18 protein-coding genes are annotated in these 21,847 nt (G+C 52.4%); 9 read left to right on the top strand and 9 right to left on the bottom strand.

Going from position 1 to position 21,847, the window contains the following annotated elements; all coding sequences use genetic code 11:
• Window positions 1–13 precede the first annotated feature (13 nt).
• The gene (locus tag ACO0K9_RS17360) at window positions 14–1,795 is read right to left on the bottom strand and encodes a glycoside hydrolase family 44 protein (protein WP_422987165.1); all 1,782 of its coding nucleotides are present in this window, start codon (window positions 1,793–1,795) and stop codon (window positions 14–16) included.
• A gap of 223 nt (window positions 1,796–2,018) precedes the next feature.
• On the opposite strand from ACO0K9_RS17360, the gene ACO0K9_RS17355 reads away from it, so the two are divergent.
• Together ACO0K9_RS17355 and ACO0K9_RS17350 are read left to right on the top strand one after the other, a co-directional pair.
• Entirely contained in the window at window positions 2,019–5,441 is a 3,423-nt protein-coding gene (locus ACO0K9_RS17355) for a S41 family peptidase (RefSeq protein ID WP_422987163.1), read from the top strand.
• Between the two features lie 177 nt (window positions 5,442–5,618).
• Window positions 5,619–7,505: a hypothetical protein gene (locus ACO0K9_RS17350; RefSeq protein ID WP_422987161.1), complete on the top strand. Its 1,887-nt coding sequence runs from the start codon at window positions 5,619–5,621 to the stop codon at window positions 7,503–7,505.
• Window positions 7,506–7,550: 45 nt separating this feature from the next.
• On the opposite strand, the gene ACO0K9_RS17345 is transcribed toward ACO0K9_RS17350, so the two are convergent.
• From ACO0K9_RS17345 to ACO0K9_RS17325, 5 genes are all read right to left on the bottom strand, one after another.
• Window positions 7,551–8,372, bottom strand: a complete 822-nt coding sequence (locus ACO0K9_RS17345) for a DUF2189 domain-containing protein (RefSeq protein ID WP_422987159.1) — start codon at window positions 8,370–8,372, stop codon at window positions 7,551–7,553.
• A 91-nt stretch (window positions 8,373–8,463) separates the two neighbouring features.
• Window positions 8,464–9,462 (bottom strand): alpha/beta hydrolase family protein, encoded by a 999-nt coding sequence (locus ACO0K9_RS17340; RefSeq protein ID WP_422987157.1) that lies wholly within the window; start codon window positions 9,460–9,462, stop codon window positions 8,464–8,466.
• A 51-nt stretch (window positions 9,463–9,513) separates the two neighbouring features.
• A complete protein-coding gene (locus tag ACO0K9_RS17335; protein WP_422987155.1) occupies window positions 9,514–10,098 on the bottom strand; it encodes a TMEM175 family protein in 585 nt (194 codons plus the stop codon).
• Between the two features lie 176 nt (window positions 10,099–10,274).
• Entirely contained in the window at window positions 10,275–10,655 is a 381-nt protein-coding gene (locus ACO0K9_RS17330; RefSeq protein ID WP_422987153.1) for a tautomerase family protein, read from the bottom strand.
• Between the two features lie 205 nt (window positions 10,656–10,860).
• Complete coding sequence (locus ACO0K9_RS17325; protein WP_422987151.1) at window positions 10,861–12,057, bottom strand: DUF2855 family protein; 1,197 nt, start codon at window positions 12,055–12,057, stop codon at window positions 10,861–10,863.
• Window positions 12,058–12,247: 190 nt separating this feature from the next.
• Here ACO0K9_RS17325 and ACO0K9_RS17320 point away from each other — a divergent pair, with 190 nt between their 5' ends.
• The 6 genes from ACO0K9_RS17320 to ACO0K9_RS17295 all read left to right on the top strand — a co-directional run bounded on the left by ACO0K9_RS17320 (window position 12,248) and on the right by ACO0K9_RS17295 (window position 17,611).
• Window positions 12,248–12,895, top strand: a complete 648-nt coding sequence (locus ACO0K9_RS17320; RefSeq protein WP_422987149.1) for a hypothetical protein — start codon at window positions 12,248–12,250, stop codon at window positions 12,893–12,895.
• Window positions 12,892–13,569, top strand: coding sequence for an ABC transporter ATP-binding protein (locus ACO0K9_RS17315; protein ID WP_422987147.1), 678 nt, complete (start codon window positions 12,892–12,894; stop codon window positions 13,567–13,569). Before ACO0K9_RS17320 ends, ACO0K9_RS17315 begins: the two co-directional genes overlap by 4 nt.
• Window positions 13,566–14,783, top strand: coding sequence for an ABC transporter permease (locus ACO0K9_RS17310; RefSeq protein ID WP_422987145.1), 1,218 nt, complete (start codon window positions 13,566–13,568; stop codon window positions 14,781–14,783). The genes ACO0K9_RS17315 and ACO0K9_RS17310 overlap by 4 nt, the downstream gene beginning before the upstream one ends.
• Window positions 14,784–14,798: 15 nt before the next feature.
• Window positions 14,799–15,539 carry an outer membrane lipoprotein-sorting protein gene (locus ACO0K9_RS17305; RefSeq protein WP_422987143.1) on the top strand — a complete coding sequence of 247 codons (741 nt, stop codon included), beginning with the start codon at window positions 14,799–14,801 and terminating at the stop codon, window positions 15,537–15,539.
• A gap of 2 nt (window positions 15,540–15,541) precedes the next feature.
• A complete protein-coding gene (locus ACO0K9_RS17300; RefSeq protein ID WP_422987141.1) occupies window positions 15,542–16,804 on the top strand; it encodes a hypothetical protein in 1,263 nt (420 codons plus the stop codon).
• A gap of 207 nt (window positions 16,805–17,011) precedes the next feature.
• Entirely contained in the window at window positions 17,012–17,611 is a 600-nt protein-coding gene (locus ACO0K9_RS17295) for a hypothetical protein (RefSeq protein ID WP_422987139.1), read from the top strand.
• Here ACO0K9_RS17295 and ACO0K9_RS17290 read toward each other — a convergent pair.
• From ACO0K9_RS17290 to ACO0K9_RS17280, 3 genes are all read right to left on the bottom strand, one after another.
• Window positions 17,548–18,579 carry a GGDEF domain-containing protein gene (locus tag ACO0K9_RS17290; RefSeq protein WP_422987137.1) on the bottom strand — a complete coding sequence of 344 codons (1,032 nt, stop codon included), beginning with the start codon at window positions 18,577–18,579 and terminating at the stop codon, window positions 17,548–17,550. The genes ACO0K9_RS17295 and ACO0K9_RS17290 overlap by 64 nt on opposite strands.
• A gap of 203 nt (window positions 18,580–18,782) precedes the next feature.
• Complete coding sequence (locus tag ACO0K9_RS17285; RefSeq protein WP_422987135.1) at window positions 18,783–19,328, bottom strand: GNAT family N-acetyltransferase; 546 nt, start codon at window positions 19,326–19,328, stop codon at window positions 18,783–18,785.
• A 48-nt stretch (window positions 19,329–19,376) separates the two neighbouring features.
• The gene (locus ACO0K9_RS17280) at window positions 19,377–20,483 is read right to left on the bottom strand and encodes an HD-GYP domain-containing protein (RefSeq protein WP_422987133.1); all 1,107 of its coding nucleotides are present in this window, start codon (window positions 20,481–20,483) and stop codon (window positions 19,377–19,379) included.
• Window positions 20,484–20,753: 270 nt separating this feature from the next.
• On the opposite strand from ACO0K9_RS17280, the gene ACO0K9_RS17275 reads away from it, so the two are divergent.
• Window positions 20,754–21,830, top strand: a complete 1,077-nt coding sequence (locus tag ACO0K9_RS17275) for an SAM-dependent methyltransferase (protein ID WP_422987131.1) — start codon at window positions 20,754–20,756, stop codon at window positions 21,828–21,830.
• The last annotated feature ends 17 nt before the right edge of the window (window positions 21,831–21,847 follow it).

The following is a 21,847-nucleotide window of genomic DNA, read 5'->3' as shown; positions in this document are numbered from 1 at the left end:
GTTTACGATCTGATCAAGGCTTCAGCACAAAATGCAACACCGACCGTGCTGGCAGGCTATAGCTGAATTTGTTTTGCGTAATATTGTTCAGGCCGCTTCTGGCAGTTACGGCAGTATTACTGCCGCTGACACCCCAGACCTGGGCCGATTTCAGCGTCACCGGATGGCTGAGCTGGAAACTGCTGCTAAGAGCACTGGCCAGGCGGTTGATGGCAATCACATGGATGACATTCGGGTCACTGGCATCGACTGCCGCATACACCGCTGCATTGGCATTGTTGCTGGCAACAGCCTTGATCGAGGTGGCAGGAAAGACCGATTTATTGCCATCGTAATTTCTATAGATTTTGAAGCCGGAGGCAATAAAACCTTCGGCATCACCAAAATAGGTGGCGAGGTACACACCCTGCCTGCCAAAACTGCCCAGGGCATCAGCCTGTGCAATGGCCCCGGTAATATCTGACTTGCCACCAAAATCATATTCGGTAACCGCCAGTTTGGTACCTGGATAAAAATCCGTGATGGCCTGTTGCAACTTGGGCAGCATTTGCAATCCACGACCATCAGTAAAGCCATTGCCCGACTGGGTGATCCAGGTCGGTTCCACATAAGTGGCATCCCACAGACTACGTGCTGCCTGCACCCTATCGGTGGTGCTGCTGGAAGCCTGCGGATAATAATGGAATGAAAACACATCCAGCAAGCGCTTGCCTGCCGATTGGGAAGCCTGCTGCATCTTCGCCAGATAGGCAGTTGCCATGGTCATGCCGTTGTAGCGATAAAGGTCACCACTACCATTGCTGACATAGGGTTCGACATTGTATTGTGCCCAGTCCGCCGGCTGGTGTGATTGCGAACCATCCCAGATTGCCCACAAGCTGAACAGACCCAGGTAGCCGCTAATGGCCGGGCCATAGGTTTCAGCCCCGCCATCCATGCGTTTGATGGTATTTGCCAGGGCGATATTCTTTTGCAGCACATCGCTGACGGTGCTCACTTGCGGATACAGATTGGCATGGGTGCCACTGTCGCCACTGCTGGTGGCCCAGTGATGCCACAGGTCTGGCTCATTGTCGAGTTCGTAACCCTTGATGCCGCTGGCAGTCGCTGCTGCACCGTACTGTTGCAACAGGAAATTGATTTCTTCATCGATATACACCACCCCATCCGTCAGGCCTGGTGTCAGGCTCAGGGCACCAACAGCGGCCGGCTTGTCATTGACGATGTCTACCCAGCGCGCAGCATCCAGATTGGCCGGCCCAGCCGTGCTTTGCCATAGCTGGGAATTATTGCAGGTAGAAGGTGGATTTAAATTAACGATATCTTTTGGCAACTTGCCAGCGGCAGGCAACTGCAACAGGGAATACGTACCCAGCACCAGTGACTGGTCATGAAAATTCTTGAGAGCAGCGCCAGGCGCATAATAAGCCAGCCCGGCAGCCTGGTTAGGGTCACCGGCACCGGTCATGGCGCTCACGCCAGCATTGGATGAATTGCACCAGTCAGCGCCTGAATTGCTGACACCATTTTCCCAGTTATAGCTGGTCATATTGTTGCCGCCCAGACGGCGCGAGCGCAAGTTCAAGCCTTGCAGGCTGGCCAAACCACCCTGATTTGCCAGGCCAGCCCGGTTGCTGCCGTCGGCATAAGCGTTATATCCATAAATCAGTGGACTGATGGCTTTGCGCTCAACCTGGGTGTCGATAGAGAACGTGACATTCTGTGCCGACGATGTCGAAAATTCTGCCGAAATAAAAAGAATTGCAAGAACTTTGCAAACATTGACTTGTCTCATCATGACTCCTGGCCTGCCACCGCACCATTTCCAATTGGAAATATTAAAGCCAAAGTATGCCAGAAGTTTGCCGCCCACCATCGGCAAAAAACTCATATTGTTTAACAATTGGTGCAATTTTTGCCGTTTTATTAACCAGATTTGCGGCATATTTGACACAAAATTGATACAAAAACGCAAAACCACTCCCGTTCTCTTATATCCAGACAAATACCAGACAAAAATGAGACTTTCGACACTTGCGCTTACCCTCAGCCTGGCCGGCCTGATCACTTCGACATCCATGCAGGCACTGGCCGCGCCGGCCTATTATCGTTTCCCCAGCATACGCGCAGACGCAGTGGTATTTACTGCGGAAGGTGATTTATGGAAAGTGGCAAGTAGTGGCGGGCAGGCACAAAGGCTGACCACGCACCCGGCGGCAGAGATCTTGCCTGCCATCTCGCATGACGGCAAATGGCTGGCATTTTCAGCCGCTTATGAAGGACCGACTGAAGCCTACGTCATGCCCATGAGTGGTGGTGTGCCCAAGCGCATCAGTTTTGAAAATGACCAGGTCAACGTATTGGGCTGGACCACCAGTGGCGAAGTCCTGGTCAGTACACTGAACAGCACTGGCCCCTCTTCCCATCGCGTGGTCGCTGCCATCAACCCGCAGACCATGTTGCGCCGTGTCTTCCCGGTGGCCGATGCGAATGAAGCGGTACTCGACGACAGCGGCAAATACCTGTACTTCACCCGCTTTGGTCTGCAAATGACGAATGATAATGTCAAGCAGTATCGTGGTGGTGCCACGGCACAAGTCTGGCGTTATGACATCCAGGCCAAGACCGAAGCCACCCAGCTGTTTAGCGGCGACACCAGCAATAACCGCCGCCCCATGTGGTGGAAAGGCCGCCTGTATTTCGTCAGCGACCGCAATGGTGCTTTCAATATCTGGAGCGCCAGTCCCGATGGCAGCGATACCCGTATGCTGACCCAGCACAAGGAATGGGAAGTACGCAACGCCAGCCTGGGCGATGGCAAGATCGCCTATCAACTGGGGGCGGACCTGCGCGTGCTGGATATTGCCAGCGCCAAGGACGAACTCATCAACATTGACCTGGTATCTGATTTTGACCAGCAGCGCAAACGCCAGATCAAGACGCCACTGGAATATCTGACGAATGTAGAAATATCCGGTAAGGAAGAGCGCCTGCTGTTCACCGCCCGCGGCCGCGTAACGATAGCCAGCACCGGCCCGCAACGCCGCATCGACTTACCGATTCCAGAAAACGCACGCGCCCGCGAAGCCATTTTTTCGCATGATGACAAGTCGGTATTTGCGATTGTCGATACCAGTGGTGAAAATGAAATATGGAAATTCCCGGCCAATGGCGTAGGCAAGCCAGAAATGCTGACCACCAATGGCAGCGTCTATCGCTACCACATTTTCCCTTCTCCCGACGGTAAGTGGCTGGCACATACCGACAAACGCGGCAAACTGTGGCTGCTGGATCTGGCTACAAAAACCAATCAGGTGATTGATGATGCCGGCAAAATCGGGGCTGACAGACAGGAGGAAGTCGTCTGGTCGCCAGACAGCAAGACCATCGCCATCGTCAGGGCCGACAATAAAATGCAAAGACCGCAGATAGGTCTGTATGCGCTGGACAGCAAGCAATTGCACTTCGTCACCAGCGACAGATACAACTCGCACCACCCTGTGTTTTCACCGGATGGCCACTGGCTGTACTTCTACTCTGAACGCAACTTCCAGGTCAGCAATCGCGCGCCCTGGGGTGACCGCAACATGGGGCCGCATTTTGAAAAACGCACCGGCATTTACGCACTGGCCCTGCAGACTGGCACCCGTTTCCCGTTCAAGGCAGATGATGAACTGAACAAGACGCCAGACAAACAGGCAGACAAACAGGCAGACAAACAGGCAGACAAAGCCACAGACAAAAACACTGATAAAGCCGTCGACAAATCGACTGACAAGCCAGGCGAAAAATCAAACGATAAATCAAATGATAAGGTGACTGAAAAACCTGCTGACAAGGCTACAGACAAAGCCGAGGACAGCAAGAAGCCGGCGAAACCTGTCCTGCCCGCCATTCAATACAGCGGTCTGGCAGACCGGCTGTACCAGGTGCCACTGGCCTATGGCAATTATCGTGAACTGGCGATGGATGACAAGCGCCTGTATTTTACCGAGCTCGACGGCACCGATGGCAAGGCCACACTGAAAACCCTGGCCATCAGCAAAACTGCGCCGCAACCAGACATTTTTGCGGGCAATATACGTCAGTTTGATTTGTCTGCCGACAAAAAGCATGTGTTTTATCGTGTGCACAGCACCACTGGCCCGGGTGATTTCATCATCGTTGAAGCCGGTGCCAGACAACCGTCCGACATAAGCAAGGCCAAGGTCAACATCAGTGACTGGAGTTTCTTCCTCAGCCCCAAACTCGAATGGCAGCAAATGTATGCCGATGCCTGGCGCATGCACCGCGACTTTTTGTTCGATGACAAAATGCGTGGCGTCGACTGGAACAAGGTGCGCAGCAAATATGCGCCGCTCGTGGATCGCGTGACCGACAGGGCCGAGTTGAATGATGTCCTTGGCTTGATGGCCAGTGAAGTCAGCACCCTGCATTCGCAAACCCGCCCTGGCGATGTCCGCCGTGTAGCTGCGGAAGGCCAGGCTGCTTCGCTCGGTGCCGTACTGAGCCGCACCAATACAGGCTACCGTATCGATCATATTTATCATACCGAACCGGAATTGCCATCCGAAAGCACCCCGCTGTCACAACCTGATCTGGATGTCAAGGAAGGCGACATCATCACCGCCATCAATGGCCAGCCAGTGCTGGAAGCGCGCGACATTTCGGACCTGTTGACCAACCAGGCCGATAAACAGGTATTGATGCATGTAAAACGTGGCGACCAGGCAGTTCGTGCCGTTATTGTCACGCCGGTGAATATGATGAAACACGCGAATCTGCGTTACAGCGACTGGGAACAAAGCCGTAGCGAACAGGTCAACAAGCTGACCCAGGGCCGCATCGGCTATCTGCACCTGCGCGCCATGGGGGTGCAAGACATCAATAGCTTTGCCCGTGATTTTTACAGCAATATCGACCGCGACGGCCTGATCATCGACGTACGACGCAATCGCGGCGGCAATATCGACAGCTGGATCATAGAAAAACTATTGCGCAAGGCCTGGGCATTCTGGTCCACACCAACGTCTGCGCCATATGTCAACATGCAGCAAACCTTCCGTGGTCATCTGGTGGTACTGGTGGATGAACTGACTTACTCTGACGGTGAAACCTTTGCCGCTGGCGTCAAGGCATTGAAGCTCGGCCCACTGGTCGGCAAACGTACTGCGGGTGCCGGCGTCTGGCTGTCGGACGGAAATACCCTGTCCGACAATGGCATGATCAGGGCTGCTGAAAATGCGCAATTTGGCACGGATGGCCGCTGGCTGGTGGAAGGTGTAGGCGTGGCCCCGGATGTCGAAGTGGACAATCTGCCGCATGCCACCTTCAACGGCAAGGATCAGCAACTGGAAACCGCCATACAATTACTGGAAAAGAGACTCAAGGAGCAACCGGTCAAAGCGCTGCTACCGCAAGCTATTCCGTCCTTAAAATAAGTACTGAAAGCCAACATGAAAAATCCCCGTAGCAATCGCTACGGGGATTTTTTTATTCCCAACAAGCCAAAAGTACCGTAGACAAAGTGTGTCAGCGTACGGACGTACTGCCAATGACCGAAGAGACTCATGTCTTGGGCATCAATCAGAATATGCCGCATAGAAAGCAGGCACAACATGAACATCTCGCCAGTCGCTTCCGCATCGATACCGGCACTACAAACTGCATCAGACTTCAGCCTGAATGCAGTCAATGCCCTGTCGTCGGGAGCGAGTGCTCATCTGAGTTTCCTGGATGCAATCCAAAGCAATAGTATTATCGTCGACGTTTCTACTTTGGGTGAATTGCTTGCCAGCACGACTCGCCTGCAGAGCAAAAACACGGCGCCAGTGGCGGTAAACGATGCAGTTATTCAGGCCAATACGAACCAGACCAAGCAGACTAAGCTGGATATGGCTCAACTCACGCTGATTGCAGAACTATTGGTAGACAGCTTTAACCGCTTCCAGGCAAGCAACTCCAATCTTGCAGCGTATCCTTTGATACCTACTAGCAACGACAGTTTGCTGCAAGCCATGAATGCCGGTACGTTGAACGCGGCCGGTGAAACTTTATTTGAGCAACTGGCGAAAATAGGTATCAGCTTACAAAATACCGCCCTCCCGGGTAATGACACGCTATTGACCCTGGATATGGTGACATTTCAAAACGCACTGACGAAAGACCCGTCCGCGACGATATCCTTATTGACGCAATCTTTACAACTCCTGGGAAATGCAGAGACCACCCTGATTATCCAAAATCAAGAATTTTCTTCAGGTAATATTTACACTACCACGAGCACACAAAAGACAGCCCTTGCCACTACCAGCACAAGTGCCACGGACGCAACTGGCAACACTCCCCCTTCAAGCGTGACGAATACAAATGAGCTAGTTCCTGGCAACGCGGAGATTCTTCTCAATCAGGTATTGACCACAGAGGCACTCTTGTCAGCAATAGCCAGCACTAACAATCCCCCTGCTGCAACTCTGAATACCAGCCCTGCATCCGATTCCAATGCAGTCATTGACCAGGCTAAAGCTGCGGGCAGCGTTTCACCGGCAAGCCAGATCACTTCAGCAGAATTGCCAGTGACAAATGATGTAGCAATACTGGATCAAACTAATACGCCTGCCATAGCAGAGCCCAATATAGTCTCACCAGCCACTGTATCTTCAAATACAGCAGAAACCGGGAATCTCCCTGCTACCACGGCAGACAGGGATAGTGCGGGTAGTACAGATACGGTTAATCAAGCTCAGTCAAATGTATTGAACACGCCCGCCCTAGATACAGTCACACTGGATAACACAAGCAACTTGCAAGCAAACCAGGCATCGCTGAGCGAGCCTCCCGCGGAACGCCTGTCAGTATCATCACCGTCTGTAAATAGCTTGCCAGAAAATGACGTGGTGACTGTTCCCGTAAAATTGAACAATCTTGTCGTCCCAGAGCAGATTGTCGTCGAAGACCAGATCACAGCCAATCAGGCAATCCGCTTTTCCGAAGCACTGCAAGCTAAAGTTGACCTGGCCAATGCGGCATCAGGCGTGACCAATACCAGGATCGATAGCTCAAGCTTGCCTGCTGCAACAAACATTGCTGCATCAATCCCCGCATCAATCCCAACACCAACAACCAATACCAGTATTCAGCCAAACTCAGTGATGCTTGAGAATGCGGCGACCAATACAGCTGTCAGCGTTAATGGAGTCCAAACTGGAGTACAAACAGGAGTACCAACAGCCGTCAATCCCCTGATTGCTGCAGCAATAGCAGCTTTTCGAATGGGAGATGGAATTGAACAAAAGCTGGCAAAAAGATGGGTGATGCCAGACACCGATGCCGTGACAGCACCAGAAGAGGTAACGGCAGTGCAGCCAGTCAAACTGGACTTGCACGAGCGCCCATACAATCAGCAGCATGATACAGCAGCAGAGCATGCCTATCATCTGGCAGAAGACCTGGGACAGCCAGGAAAAAGGGGTAACACCGCAAGCATCATCAATCTTAACGCTTAGAACCTATCTACGATCTAAGGGCGTGCTGACCTGGAGCTGACGTATTTATTCACTGCGATCTGCCGTTGTGCCAACAACTTCCTTATACGCATGCCAGGTTGCATGACCAATGATGGGCATGATGATCAGGAAACCGAGGTTCCAGGTCATGAAACCCAGTACCACACTGGCGATAATGAGTGACGCCCATACCAGCGTCACCGGCACATTGACGAACAGGGCCACGCAGCTGATGATCATGGACGTGATGGCATCGGTGTCCCTGTCCAGCATCAGCGGTATGGATACCCAGCTAATCGCAAATACCAGGCTGGCGAAAATAAAACCTATACACAGGTAGACACCCAGGAATTCCAGGTTATTCAGGGAAAAAAGCTGCGCCAGAAAACCATGCATGGTGGGCATGCCCTTGTTATAGAACAAAGCAAAGATCACCAGCGAAGCGCGCGCCCACACCATCATGATGACGGCCAATACCAGCGCCAGTACACCGATATTGCTCCAGCGCCCGCGCATGGAAAACACGCTGCCCAACAAACCCGAACGAATATTTTCCAGGCGGCGGCTGATATCGTATAAACCCAGCGCCAGCAAAGGGCCTACCAGCAGGAAACCACAGGTCAGGGCAGACAGATATTCAGGTGCATTATTCAATATCAGTTTCAATACCAAGCCCATGGAAGCAAAGCAGACGCCATAGAATAAGCTGGCACCACCGGATGCACGAAAATCTTGCCAACCCATTTTCAGCCAGGCGAAAGGACGCCATATGCCCACCCGCCGCAAGGGTGGGAATATTGCCTCGTTGTCGATCACGGTCTTGATATCGAGTGGAGCGCTATCTTCGTCCCTACCTTGATTGCTCATTAGCTGTCCCCACTTATTATGATCGTTTGACTGATATCCTAAGTCAGGATGGGTAGCATGGCAATGCTTGTCGCCAATACTTAAGCCTGACTCATTTCAATTTGTCACGCAAAAAACTGCTCAGGGCAGATGACAATTCGGGGGCCAGTGGCAGGCTTGGGTCACCATAAGAAGCTATTTGCTGACTCATGTCGCCAGTCACGATCTTCAGTACATGATTCATATTGTGTACCAGCAGTTGCGTAGCGTCCGGTTTGGCAGCTTTCAGGGCAGTCAATTGTTTTGCGTCGACCTGTATGTCATTGTCACCTTGCAACAGCAAGACCGGGCAATTCAGCTTGCCGATTTCGTTTTCCGGGGTATAGCGAAACCAGGAAATCAGATAGGGTTGTACGCTGTCACGATATAAAGCTTTCAGTTCTGGCGGTACATCACTGACCAGTTTCCCGGCTTGCAGGGCGCTGATGATCTCTTCATTTTTTTGTGCCAGCAAAGGCGGCAATTTACCCTGGAATTGCTGACGCAATATGTCGCCTGCATTTTTCGCCGGGCCAGCAATCGATATCACTGCCCTTACCTGTTCCTGCTGTGCCGACAGGATGGCAATCAGTGATCCCTCGCTATGACCCAGTACGGCCACCCCAGAAAAACGGGCATCGGCTTTCAGCAACTTCAACCAGGCAACCGCATCCTGGACATAGGTTTCAAAACGCAGGTCAGATTCGCTGGTGGCTGCCGCAGCGCTGGCTGCAATAGCACGCTTGTCAAAACGCAGGGACGCAAACCCGGCTGCGGCCATATCTTGCGCCAGCATTTTCAGGGAATTGTTTTTACCCTTCATGCCTGCGGAATTGCCATCCCTGTCTGTCGGCCCGGACCCGGCAATGATCAGTACCACTGGTACTTTACCCTGACCAGCTGGCAAAAGCAGGCTGCCGGCGATCTTGCCGGTGTCGGTCGCAAGGACCATGTCCTGCTCAGTAACTGGTGCTGCTGCCGTCACGGCAGTCGTTGACTGTTCTGCCGCCACGCTAGCTGCGCATAAACTGAAACTGGCAATGCTTAACACGGCAGATAAAATAAGGCGCATGGTTTTATAAGGTCAATGAATTACAAGGTATTGGAATCAGACGTCGTTTATTTAAACTTCATGATGTGCCAAGGCTCTTTCGATGCGGCGATCAGGTATCAGCCAGATCATGGCCATGCTGACGTATAAGGCCATGGAAACCAGCGGGTACCAGAAAGCCAGCAGAATTCCTGCTGCATAGGTAATCGGTGACAGCTTGCCTTTCCAGTCATTGCCAACAGCTTTTTTCAACATAGAATCTGGCCCCTGGGTCGCAATGATCTGTTGCTGCAAGATGAAATAGGCGATGGCCGCCATCAACAACACCAGACCATACAACGCCGCCGGCGCTGAGGAAAAATGATTTTCTCCCGCCCAGCCAGATGCAAAAGGGATCAAGGACAGCCAGAACAACAGATGCAGGTTCGCCCACAGAATGCCACCAGTAACCCGGTGGCACATATGCAGCATATGATGGTGATTATTCCAGTAGATGCCGACGTAGATAAAGCTCAGTATATAACTAAGGAATACTGGCCAGACCGGCAGCAAAGTGTCCAGCGTGCCACCATGTGGCACCTTCATTTCCAGTACCATAATGGTGATCAAAATAGCGATAACGCCATCGCTGAATGCTTCCAGTCTGGTTTTTCCCATTATTCACTACCTCATTCTTTAGTCTTGTCTGTGTGATCGGATATACACATCTACCGCCAGCAGCAAACTGCTACGGTGTTCGTGAGGAACCAGGATGTGCTGCGTCAGTCGCCATGGTATACCGGTCAGCGCCGATTCCAAAGTGCATTTCATCAGACAGCTTTACATCCTGACTCTCAGGTATGCAGCAATCGCCCACCTGCAAATGACCAGTTTTCCCAGGCAGTTTCCCTGAAGCAGACCATGATGTTTTCCGGATTCATGCTCTTGTCGCAGAGTCGCTTCATCAGGCTATCCAGTAATTTTTTCTTGACATTGACACTGCGACCTACCGACCAGAGTATCTCTATCAAGACAAAGTCCTGGTTACGGTTTTTATGCAAGTCAGGATAATGCGGATCGAAACGAAAATTTTCTGTATCCAGTTCCAGGATGCGTTGAAACTTGTCCGTCTCCGGCACACCCGCTTCAACCAGTGCGGCATGCACGGCATTCAATACGGTTTCTTTGAAAAGCAGGGATTTGGGTTTGCAGACGGTGATTGTGACTAAGGGCATGATGTCTCCTTTCCACGCAAATTGTGGCAAGCAAGACGACGCAGGATGTGGTGTAACGTCGCCCGGCTGGCCTTAAGCTGAGGCAGCTCATTCCCTGTATTGGAATGAGTATTACCATTTTATCAAATTATTGAAAATAATTTCAGCTTTAGCAACAAGATGGAATCAACAGGCATCCAGGAACAAGATCACTCAGAATGTTGGCCTAGTCAAGTACCCGGCACAGTGACAGCACGCTCCCCTGGTCCGGGCGCGCAGCACCGCTCAGCATGGTTTCGTAGACCTGACGCACATCGGCTTCACCATAACCGTGGGTGACTTGCATCCATGGTTTTTCAGCGGCCATGACTGGCTGCATGAAGGCTTGCCACGCGTGTGCCAGCCGTGTCTGCACACCACCCGGGCCCCAGTCTGTCATGCGTTTTTTAATTTGTGCCGGGGCAAAAAACAGGGTCGGCCTGGCACCCGGTAAATCGGACGCGCCACTCAGTTCGTCCCAGTGGGTGCCACCAACAGCACAGCTGTATTTCATATTGTCGCCAAAATGATGATGCAACTGGCTGCGTAATTGTCCGTTGCCTGCCATGTCCACATAGACTACTGGCTGGCCGGCTGCCAGCGTGGCGACCTGATCGTAACTGATCACCTGGTCATAGATACCCATATTGCGTACAAATTCGAGGTTCGCCGCCGAGGTCAGGCCGATGATCTTGCAAGCCTTGTCTTTGCGTAACGACAGCATGAATGCCAGGCCATACGCAGTTTTGCTGGAAGCGCTGGATATCAACACAGATTGCGCACCAAAGAACTGATTGTCATCGAGAAAATCGTCAATCATGAAGGAGGTGATAAACAGCGGTCGCAACAAGACCTGCACATCTTCAGATTCTTTGGTGTAGCCCGGATCGGTCGTGGTCCTGACGTAGTGGTTATACAAGCCATGCATGGCCTGGCGATGTTCCGCCCCATCAGTGAAACCGGCATCCGACACCCTGGTGGCATTCACCGTCAGATGGGTCGCCATCGGGTAATAGCCATAGAAACGTTCACCCACACCTACACCGTCGGCCTTTGAGGCCAGCACATCGGCAAATCCCCAGACCGGGATATTGCCCCAGCCCTCTTCCGTAGGAAAGAAATTCCAGTATTGCATGGCCTTGCCAAACGCGGCGTAGGTGACATTGTTGGAGGTAAAGGCAAAACGGTCTATCTGCAACAGCACCTGTCCGTCTTTCAGATCAGCCGGTTCTGGCACCTGTAGCGCTACAAATCTGGCGTCCGGCAAATTGCCTTTATTTACGATGAATTCTTTGGGCTGGATGGTCATGGTCTCGTTATCTGTTTTTTTAAAAAAATCAAGTATTGCATGATTTTGCCATTTTTTCTGCGTCTTCAGTTTCATTTAAATTTCCAAAAAGGCAATACTTCCATCCACTTGTGCGCATCACGCTTCGCGCCGTTTTCAACACCGCTCACACCAAACTTCTGCACCCGGTCGCATAGCCGTTGAGAGCCGGCAGCGGCCTGTTTAGGCTACACCTGTCGCACAAGCCACACCACAATCATCTCTTCAATCTGCACAGGAGCCTCATATGTCCCTCATTCACACCGCCGCCGGTAAAAAATTTGTGCTGGCCAGCAGCCTGTTCTTTGCCCTGTCCACCCAGGCACTGGCGTTTTCAGATACCCAGTTCCAGGCTGCTTTCCAGCAGTTCATACAGCCCGCCAAGGGCAATGAAGAAAGTACCGCGACTGCCTTTAATGAATTGCTGAAGCAAGACCCGGCCAGCCCGCTACTGATGGCCTATGCCGGTGCCAGCACCAGTAAACTGGCAACCACCACGATGTTCCCCTGGAAAAAAATGGCCTATGCAGAAGAAGGTCTGTCCATGCTGGAAAAAGCCCTGCAACTGGCAGCCAATAATGAGAATGCACAGGGACATGGCAGCACGCCGGTCATACTGGAAGTCAAATTTGTGTCGGCAACCACGTTTCTGGCCGTACCCGCCTTCATGAACCGTGGCCCGCGTGGTATCAAATTGCTCAACGAGGTACTGGAACACAAACAATTCGAGAAGGCCGAACCGGGTTTCCGTGGTTCGGTACTGATGCGTGCCGCAGCTCTGGCTAACGAGCAAAAACGGCCTGAAGATGCCAAACGCTATCTGGATGAAGCCGTCAAACAAAACCTGCCACAGGCAGAAGCCGCCAAAGCCATGCTGAAAGGGATTTCATCATGAGCCTGGCACCTGCGATTGAACTGCATGCAGTCCACAAAACCTATCGCCTGGGCGCCCATGTGGTCAAAGCCTTGCAAGGGGTAGACCTGTCACTGGCCCGTGGTGAGCTGCTGGCACTGACTGGTCCTTCCGGCAGCGGCAAGAGCACGATATTGAATCTGTGCGGATTGATCGATGATGCCGATGCCGGCGACATCTTGCTGAATGGCGTCAACATCGACCAGTACAGCGAAACACAAAAAACCCTGCAAAGACGCGACACCATAGGCTTTATCTTCCAGAGTTTTAACCTGGTACCGGTCATGACGGTGGCTGAAAACGTCGATTACCCGCTGTTCCTGACCGGTGTGCCGCTGGCGGAACGACGCGAACGTGTTGCCGCACAATTGAAGGCTGTCGGCCTGCATGAACATGCACAGCATTTGCCGGATGCCTTGTCGGGTGGCCAGCGGCAACGGGTAGCGATTGCCCGTGCGCTGATCAAACGGCCCAGCCTGGTGATCGCAGATGAACCAACGGCCAGCCTGGATTCCCACACTGCTGATCAGGTGCTGGACCTGATGCGTGAACGCGGCCATGCCGAAGGCGTGGCTTTTGTCATCGCCAGCCATGACAACCGCCTGACTAGCCGCAGCGACCGTATCGTGTCCTTGCTGGATGGGAGACTGCAATGAAACAGAGCTGGATCAAATTTGCGTTTTATAACACCCTGCGCAATCGCCGCCGCTCCACGATTACTGTTGCCGTGGCCGCGCTGGGTACGGCAGCCATTTTGCTGGCAGGTGGCTTTGCGTATTCGACCTACGAAGGCCTGGCCCAGATATCGGCCCGCAGTACCGGCCACCTGATCATCGGCAAACCCCAGCATTTCACCAGTGACCAGGATGTGCCTTTGCAGTATGGACTGGACAATGCCGGCGACTTGAAAAACAAAATACTGGCAGACCCTGCCGTGCGCTATGTATTGCCCCGGATTGAATACAGCGGCCTGATCAGCAATGGCGACAAATCCACCATCATGCTGGCGGTAGGCATAGACCCCGATGCCGAATTTTCTGTCAAGGGCCCGACCCTGACAGTCAAGGAAGGCGAGTTGATACAGACGGATTCGACAGAAGCGGAAATCGTCCTGGGCGAAGCCCTGGCACGCAGCCTGAAAGCCAGGCCGGGCAGCAGCCTGACCTTGATGGCCAGCACCACCGACGGTGCGCTGAATGCGGTCGATGTCACGGTCAAAGGCCTGGTCTCAACCGGGGTACCGGATCTGGACAAGCGTCTGGTGTATTCGAATATCAAGACGGCGCAAAAATTGCTGAATACCCAGCGGGTTTCCAGCCTTGGGGTGTTTCTGAATTCCATGGATGCAACCATGCCGGCCCAGGTCAGGCTGGCACAAGCCCTGCCCGGACTGACGGTGCAAAACTGGCTGGAACAGGCTTTCTTTTACAAATCGGTACGCGATTTGTATAACCGTATCTTTGGTGCACTGGGTGCCATCATCAGCTTTATCGTGGTGTTTGTGGTGGCGAATGCCATGGCCATGGCGATTATCGAGCGTACCCGCGAAATCGGCACCCTGCGTGCCATGGGTACTTTACCGGGGCAACTGACACGCAGTTTTTCTTACGAAGGCATGTTGCTGGGTGGCGCAGGTGCAGTACTGGGTGCGGTACTGGCAATCAGTGTGGCTTTGCTGTTGACGGTGTTCCCGGTGCAGATGCCACCGCCGCCTGGACGTTCCAGCGGCTATCCACTATTGATCAGTATTGATGCGACGATGTATGCGATCACCATTTTCACGATGATTGCCTTGTCGATGCTGTCTTCTGCCGTAATCGCCCGCAAGACACTGCGCCAGGCGATTGTTGATGCACTGGCCCACAACTAAAAACCGGAACCTACCATGAAAATCTATACCCGCATCGCTATCCTGCTGCTGGCAGGCACCGCTGGTCTGGCCAGCGCAGATGAAGTCAGTGATTTGTTAAAAACCGCCGACCAGTTTCGCGTAGGCACAGAAAACATGCAGGTGGAAACCGAGATCACCACCTACGCCAAAGATGGCAGCAAGGAAAAGGAAAGAAATTACCTGGTGTTTTCCCAAACCAATCATCAATCACTGGTGTTGATGAAAAGCCCGGCAGAAAAAGGCCAAAAAGTCTTGATGCTGGGTGATGATTTCTGGATGCTGTTACCTGGCAGCCAGCGCCCGCTGCGCATTACGCCTATGCAAAAATTGCTGGGTGATGCCTCCATCGGTGACATCGCCACCATGAGCTGGGCCCAGGACTACACCGGCAAGATCATCGGCGAAGAAAAATGCAATGACAAACCCTGCCTGCATTTGAGCCTGAATGCAGTGCGCAAATCCGTGGCTTACCAGCGCATAGAACTGTGGCTGGGCAAAAGCCGGCATGAACCTGTGAAGGCAGATTTGTATGTGCAATCAGAAAAACTCGCCAAGCAAGCCAGCTTCATTCTCGACAAGCCGCAAGCACCGACTGCCGTCGCCGAAATGCTGTTGCTGGACCAGTTGAGCAGCCATAAAGAGACGCGGGTGCGCTATATCAGCCGCAAGCAAAAAACCGTGCCTGAACAATGGCTGAATCCCATGTTTTTGGCGAAAAACCCCAGCCTGGAGTAAGCATGTCTGACTTGACACATCATGCACTTGGCAGTGTGCTGGCCGTGCTGTTCTGCATCCCCGCCGTTGCCATGGCTGAAGAGGCAGACTTCGGCGGCCAGGTCCGGGGCTTGGTCAACAGCACCAGCAGCAACAGTTCCAGCCAGCTCGCCATTGCGAATCAATTGGCTCCTGGTCTGGCCAGCAGTTATACGCAGTTGGCCGTCATGGAAACCGAGTTGCGCGCCAATGCCAAAGGTATCAATGCGGTCGCCACGGTGCAAGGGCAACTGAACGATGGCGGGCGTACCCAGGCCACGGCCTGGCTGAATGAATTGTATGGCAGCATGGGAGACGGTGCCTGGCAATTCAGCGCTGGTAAAAAAACCATCGCCTGGGATGTCGGCTATGGCTTCAGGCCGAATGATGTAGTGGCGCAGGAAAAGCGCCGCTCACTGATCAGCAATACCGTCATCGGCAAGCCTTTGCTCAGTGCTGAATACTTCGACGCGCATACTTCCGTGTCGGCGGTGTGGGTCAACCCTGGTCACATCGCGACTACCGATGTCGCGGATGAACAAGCGCTCGCCGCCCGGCTTTACCATCATGTCGGCGGTGTCGATTTGCATGGCTTTGCCCGTTACGGGCAAAAGAATGGCGGCAGTGTAGGTGCCGCTGCATCTTGGGTCGCAACCGATGAAATGGAAGTGCATGTATCCCTGCGCTATATGCGGCACAACAACGGCCTGCGCATGAATGCGGACAGCAGCCTTTTGCAAAGCAATACGCCCTGGCAAAACAGCACACAAGATAACGCTGTGCAAGCCATGCTGGGTGCCAATTACACGACCGCATCGCAGCACAGTTTTTTCCTGGAAGCCTGGTGGGACGGTACTGCCCTGTCAGGACGGGAATGGCAAGACTGGAACACGCGCAATCAGGCTTTGCAGAGCAGCGCGACCAGCGTGACTTACCTGCCGCCAATACGCCAGGTGATTGGCTATAACCTGGCCTGGCAAAATCAGGCGCTGTCGGCGTCGGGCAATATCCGCCGCAAGAATGTTTTTGCACGCTGGAGCTGGCAAGAAAACAACTGGCAACCTTCAATGGATATCTTGTGGACGCCGGAAGACCATGGCCGCATCATCACGGCAGCCCTGGGCTGGCAAGGTGACCGCATCAGTATCAATACAGGCCTACGCCTGTATGGCGGCCCTGCCAGGGCGATACTGGCGCAATTGCCGGACAGCAGGATGGCCTATGTGTCTGCCACCTGGGCTTTCTGAAGCCGCGAGCCTGTCTTTAAGAACGTGTTTACGATCTTACTGCGCGGGCGTGATCGGGGCTCATGCGCTGCTCAAAATGCTCATGTACTTAGAGTACATTCCGCTTTTTGCGCTGCTCTTCACCCCGCTGACGCACGCTCGCTACAGATCGTAAACACGTTCTAAGCGATAATAGCGGCTTGTGCCATGATTACTGAAAGCCGCCTTATGTCGAAATCCTATGTTGATGCGAATTACCGTTTCATTGCCGCCAATCAGGAAGTGAATACCCGTATCGCCCAAAGACATCAGGCACTGACGCTGTATGTGACCCTGGTAGTGAGTCTGCTGGCGGCGCTGGTGGCCTTGAAACCGGGCGAGGCGACCAGTAAATTGCCGATAGAATGGCTGGTACTGGGTTTTCCGGTGGCGTCGATCTGCCTGGCATTCTTGAACTATAAGGCCGAACGTTCGATCACCAATCTGCGTCATTTCCTTGCTACTCTGGAAAGACTGGAAAATGCCCACCTGCATCTGCCCAGTTATAACACTGACCCGCGCTGGGCCAGGACAGCCAACAAGGCCAGGCGCTTTCAGGATTATGCCTGCGCGGTACTGGTTGCTGCGGCAAATGCAATAGGTCTGGGGGCGGTCGTGCATATTTACCCGGAGCGCATTGCGGCGAATCAGTTTGTTCTCTGGATCGGTGCCATCACCGCCCTGCTGTCACTGTTTGTTTTACTGTTCATGCCAGCCTGGAGTTATCAGCCAGATGATGAACCGGCCAGCAAGGGCGATACGCCAGCGCCCCCGGCAGAATCTGCATGAGGCGACTGATCCATACGCACCGCATTGCGTCCTGAGAGTTTTGCCGCATACAGCATGCTATCGGCACGCTGGAACCAGGTATCGGTGTCTTCACCCGGCAGTTTTTTGGCGATACCGATGGAAACCGTTACCGGGTAATCACGCAGCAATTCTGTTTTTTCTACCAGTGCACGTAATTCTTCGGCAAAACGGGCCCCGTTGATGTGGTCAGCACCCATCGCGAGCACCACAAATTCTTCACCGCCGTAGCGAAACAGGCTGTCAATGGCACGAATACGCCCACGCAGCAGCGAGCAGAAATTGATCAACACCTGATCCCCTACCGGGTGGCCGAACTGATCATTCACCTTCTTGAAATGATCAAGATCCAGGATCAGCAGACAGGCATTCACGTCGGAATGATCGTCGGCGCAAATTTCGTGCAACTTGCGGTCAAAGGCGCGACGATTGCCTACCCCGGTCAGAAAGTCTTTTTCTGCCTGCTGGTTCAGTTCGGAATGCTGCAGGTTGGTTCTATGGGAAAAAATGGCGGCAAACAGATTGATCAGTACCAGCGTCACGACTATGCTGGACAAATCCAGTACCGACATCGATCTGAACAAAATACCAATCAGGCAAACCAGGGAAACTGAGTTGATCATCAGGGCTTCATTCGCGCGCAAAATGAAGAATGCGGCAATCATGGTGGGATAGACCCAATACACAATCGCCAGCCCTTTGATAGAGATGGCGGCCAGCATACCCAGGGAATAAAACACCGTGACCGCAATGCCTGCAAAGCGCACACGCCGGGTACGCCAGACAAACAGCATAATGCACAGCATGCCGGCAACAATCAACAGATCAACCGTTGCCAGCAACCAGTTATTCTGGAGGATGCGGATAATGCCGAAAGGAAGTATGCTGGGTATGCTCAGGCCGCAGAGCATCAGCAGGATGATTTCTTCTTTTGAGCGTTTTAAAAACATACTGAATTTCCCTGGCAGCTATGCTGGCGAGCAATCAGACATTTCACGCATGCATAGTCAAGCTTGAGTTCAACATTAAGTCTGTCCGTTTCCAGACTAACTCAAGCAGGATGCATATGTCCAACACAAAACGATAGTGTTGGCATGAAAAAAACAGCTTTGAAGTATATTAATTTAAGATTCAGTGAAGCGCCAGTAACCATTCAGCCAGTAATATGCGGATGCAGCAATGCATACATCCAGAAATTGCCGGGCTTGCCACGTACCATGCGGAATGCCCGCAAGTAGCCCTCGCACTGAAAACCCAGGCGCTCCAGTACCCTGACAGAACTGACATTACCTTCCAGTACCGTGGCCTGTATGCGATTCAGCCTGCCCTCGCCGAAGCCCCATTCACACAGGGCGCGGGCGGCGGCGGGCATGATGCGGCGGCCCCAGTATTCGGGAGCCAGGTCATAGGCCAGTTCTGCACTGCGATTGAGATCAGACATGGTATGGAAGCCGACTGTCCCTATCAGCACATCATCTGCCTTTCTGACGATAGCCAGCCGTATCGGTGAATTGACAGCGTCCGTTTCATAAATAGCAAGTTGGGGCAGCAAGTCACCTGCCGACTCCAGATTCCAGCTGGTATGGCGGATGGCGTCAGGGTTCTTCAGGTAGGCATACCATGCTGCAACATCACCGACACGTATATTGCGCAGCGTTAAATCGTCAAAACCCGGATCGGGGATGTTGGTTATCTGCATACAGGATATTGGATATCAGATATTGGCTATCAAAAAGTACCAGCAAATTTATTGTTTGGCGATCAGCTTGCGTATCACCGAATTGAATACTTCAACCATGTGCGGATCGAACTGGCTGTCGCTATTGGCATTGATTTCTGAAATGGCACTCAGCAGGCTACGCTTGTAACTGCGGTCTGAACGTTCGTTGGTGACCGAGCAAAAGGTATCAACGATGGATAATATGCGGGCACCAGGGTGAATCTGCTCACCCTGCAAGCTATTGGGATACCCGGAACCATCAAAACGCTCATGATGATCCAGCACCATGCGTGCCGCCTCGTCCCAGCCACCAAAGCGCAACAGTATCTGGCTGCTGGTGACCACATGTTCCTGGATTTTTTTGACTTCTTCCTTGGACAGTATACCTTCCTTGTTAAAGATGCTATGTGGAATGAAGCTCATGCCCACATCATGCATGAGAGAAGCGACTTTCAGTTGCTGCGCGTCAACAAGAAAATTCAGCGCCTCATTCAGTGATTCTGTCAATTGCGCTACCTGGTCAGTGCGGTTCTTGCGATAGATACTGAGATTATCGATATGCGCGGCAAATTTGCGCATCAGTTCCATGTCAGCCGGTAATTCCAGCCCTACCTTCCGGTTTTTTGACGCGCTGTCATTGTTTTCGGCCTTGCCATCCAGCAAGGCAATGGCGTCCGTGAAGTGCTGAGACTGGAAACCATAGATACTGTTTTTTTGCAGTGCATCACACAAGTCATACAACTGTTTACGCCGTATGTCGCTGGTAAAGCCGCGGACAATCAAATCATTCAACAAATCTTCGACTTCATCGGTCGCCAGCAACAGGAATTCACCCAGTTCGCGGAAATAAGGATCCTGGTTCGCGCGAACTCTGGCGACGATTTCTTCTATGCGGTGCAGTAAATCGGTGAAAGGCCCCAGCCCCACCATCTGGCAATTGCCCTTGAGCGAATGCATGGCACGGAACAGGCGGTGGATATAGGCAGTACCGCCGCCACTATTCAGTTCCTTGACGCAGGCCTCGGCTTCTTCACATGCCTCACGCGTGCAATCGACAAAATCGTCGATGACAGTACGTTCCATGGCCAAAAATTCCGGACAGGTAAAAGTATCAGCGCCGTGCGGTGTATTCATTGTGGAGCGTTCCTGATTGTCCTGCGTCATTCGAATTGAATAAAAAACGGGGAAAATACTAAAGGCAAATGTTAATTACTATTAATTCCTGAAGTGTAGTGGCAGTTTTGCCTGTCGTGTCATAGGAGTTGAAAATTTACCGAAAGAAACATTAACTGAATTACAAATAATTTGCTAAAATAAACACTAATAATGAACTTTTTGCATGTATACCGCTCACTCAACCTGTAAAGCATTCGAATCTGAACAGATAATCCATATCGCCCCATCATGAAAACCAAAATACTGAAAATCGCCACCCCGGTGTGGCATATGCTTCCCAGACAGTTCCGGGAAACCGGTTTGGCAGCACGAATACGACAGCAATTCATACCGGCCCCTGTGCCAGCCCCCGAGCCTGAACTGATACCAGTCATACAAGAACCCGTACCGGAGTTACCAGCAGAAGCACCCGTAGCAGACGTGCCAAATACCATCGAATACATTCAGGCATGGCAAGACCGTTTGACTGCCAGGCATGATTATCTGCAAGATACCGCCCCTCCTCCTCTTCCCGGTTTGCTAAAATCGTCGATGTGTACAGAGCAGGTCATGCGTTCTGAAACCTTCCAGTACTGGACTGTGCGCATGGGCGACCGTCCAGGGCATATGCACAGAAAAATTTGGGAATGGGCGTTTATTACCCAGGCCCTGAAAGAACGCGGCATGCTTCAGGCCGGGCAACTGGGGCTGGGTTTTGCAGTGGGCACGGAACCACTGACTGCCCTGTTCGCCGCCCACGGTGCAAGTATCGTGGCAACCGATCTGTTCACCGAAGAAGCGCAGGCCAAGGGTTGGGTAGAATCGACCCAGCACGCGAATGGCTTTGAAGCCATCAATCAGAGAAACCTGTGTGATGAAAAAGAGTTACACAGGCTGGTCGAATTCAAGTTTGCCGACATGAACAATATCAGTGAAGAACTGCATGGCAAATTCGATTTCCTCTGGTCTTCATGCGCGTTTGAACATCTGGGTTCTATCGAACACGGCAAAAATTTTGTCTACAACGCCATGCATTGCCTGAAGCCAGGCGGGTTTGCCATCCATACGACCGAGTTTAATATGTCATCCAATGACGACACGGTAGACAGTGGTGCAACCGTACTGTTCCGCAAGCGTGATATCGAAGAAATCATCAGCACCTTGCAGGCACAGGGGCACCAGATAGACATAGACTGGGATGAGGGTGATGGCTACGCTGACGGCCATGTTGATCTTGCACCCTACATACAAGATACCCATTTACGCCTGCAGATAGAAAAATATGTGGTGACCTCGATCGGTTTGATCGTACAAAAAGCGCTTTAAAAATGATGGAAAAAAGT

It is taken from the genome of Undibacterium sp. Ji50W, from assembly GCF_049340445.1.
Taxonomy (GTDB): domain Bacteria; phylum Pseudomonadota; class Gammaproteobacteria; order Burkholderiales; family Burkholderiaceae_D; genus Undibacterium.
The sequence above is the reverse complement of the archived record's forward strand: the minus strand, read 5'-3'. Positions and strand labels throughout refer to the sequence as shown.

Excerpts from the sequence above, each read along its gene's own strand:
- ACO0K9_RS17360 (WP_422987165.1), bottom strand. The coding sequence starts at position 1,795 with ATGAGACAAGTCAATGTTTGCAAAGTTCTTGCAATTCTTTTTATTTCG.
- ACO0K9_RS17355 (WP_422987163.1), top strand. The coding sequence starts at position 2,019 with ATGAGACTTTCGACACTTGCGCTTACCCTCAGCCTGGCCGGCCTGATC.
- ACO0K9_RS17350 (WP_422987161.1), top strand. The coding sequence starts at position 5,619 with ATGAACATCTCGCCAGTCGCTTCCGCATCGATACCGGCACTACAAACT.
- ACO0K9_RS17345 (WP_422987159.1), bottom strand. The coding sequence starts at position 8,372 with ATGAGCAATCAAGGTAGGGACGAAGATAGCGCTCCACTCGATATCAAG.
- ACO0K9_RS17340 (WP_422987157.1), bottom strand. The coding sequence starts at position 9,462 with ATGCGCCTTATTTTATCTGCCGTGTTAAGCATTGCCAGTTTCAGTTTA.
- ACO0K9_RS17335 (WP_422987155.1), bottom strand. The coding sequence starts at position 10,098 with ATGGGAAAAACCAGACTGGAAGCATTCAGCGATGGCGTTATCGCTATT.
- ACO0K9_RS17330 (WP_422987153.1), bottom strand. The coding sequence starts at position 10,655 with ATGCCCTTAGTCACAATCACCGTCTGCAAACCCAAATCCCTGCTTTTC.
- ACO0K9_RS17325 (WP_422987151.1), bottom strand. The coding sequence starts at position 12,057 with ATGAAACTGAAGACGCAGAAAAAATGGCAAAATCATGCAATACTTGAT.
- ACO0K9_RS17320 (WP_422987149.1), top strand. The coding sequence starts at position 12,248 with ATGTCCCTCATTCACACCGCCGCCGGTAAAAAATTTGTGCTGGCCAGC.
- ACO0K9_RS17315 (WP_422987147.1), top strand. The coding sequence starts at position 12,892 with ATGAGCCTGGCACCTGCGATTGAACTGCATGCAGTCCACAAAACCTAT.
- ACO0K9_RS17310 (WP_422987145.1), top strand. The coding sequence starts at position 13,566 with ATGAAACAGAGCTGGATCAAATTTGCGTTTTATAACACCCTGCGCAAT.
- ACO0K9_RS17305 (WP_422987143.1), top strand. The coding sequence starts at position 14,799 with ATGAAAATCTATACCCGCATCGCTATCCTGCTGCTGGCAGGCACCGCT.
- ACO0K9_RS17300 (WP_422987141.1), top strand. The coding sequence starts at position 15,542 with ATGTCTGACTTGACACATCATGCACTTGGCAGTGTGCTGGCCGTGCTG.
- ACO0K9_RS17295 (WP_422987139.1), top strand. The coding sequence starts at position 17,012 with ATGTCGAAATCCTATGTTGATGCGAATTACCGTTTCATTGCCGCCAAT.
- ACO0K9_RS17290 (WP_422987137.1), bottom strand. The coding sequence starts at position 18,579 with ATGTTTTTAAAACGCTCAAAAGAAGAAATCATCCTGCTGATGCTCTGC.
- ACO0K9_RS17285 (WP_422987135.1), bottom strand. The coding sequence starts at position 19,328 with ATGCAGATAACCAACATCCCCGATCCGGGTTTTGACGATTTAACGCTG.
- ACO0K9_RS17280 (WP_422987133.1), bottom strand. The coding sequence starts at position 20,483 with ATGAATACACCGCACGGCGCTGATACTTTTACCTGTCCGGAATTTTTG.
- ACO0K9_RS17275 (WP_422987131.1), top strand. The coding sequence starts at position 20,754 with ATGAAAACCAAAATACTGAAAATCGCCACCCCGGTGTGGCATATGCTT.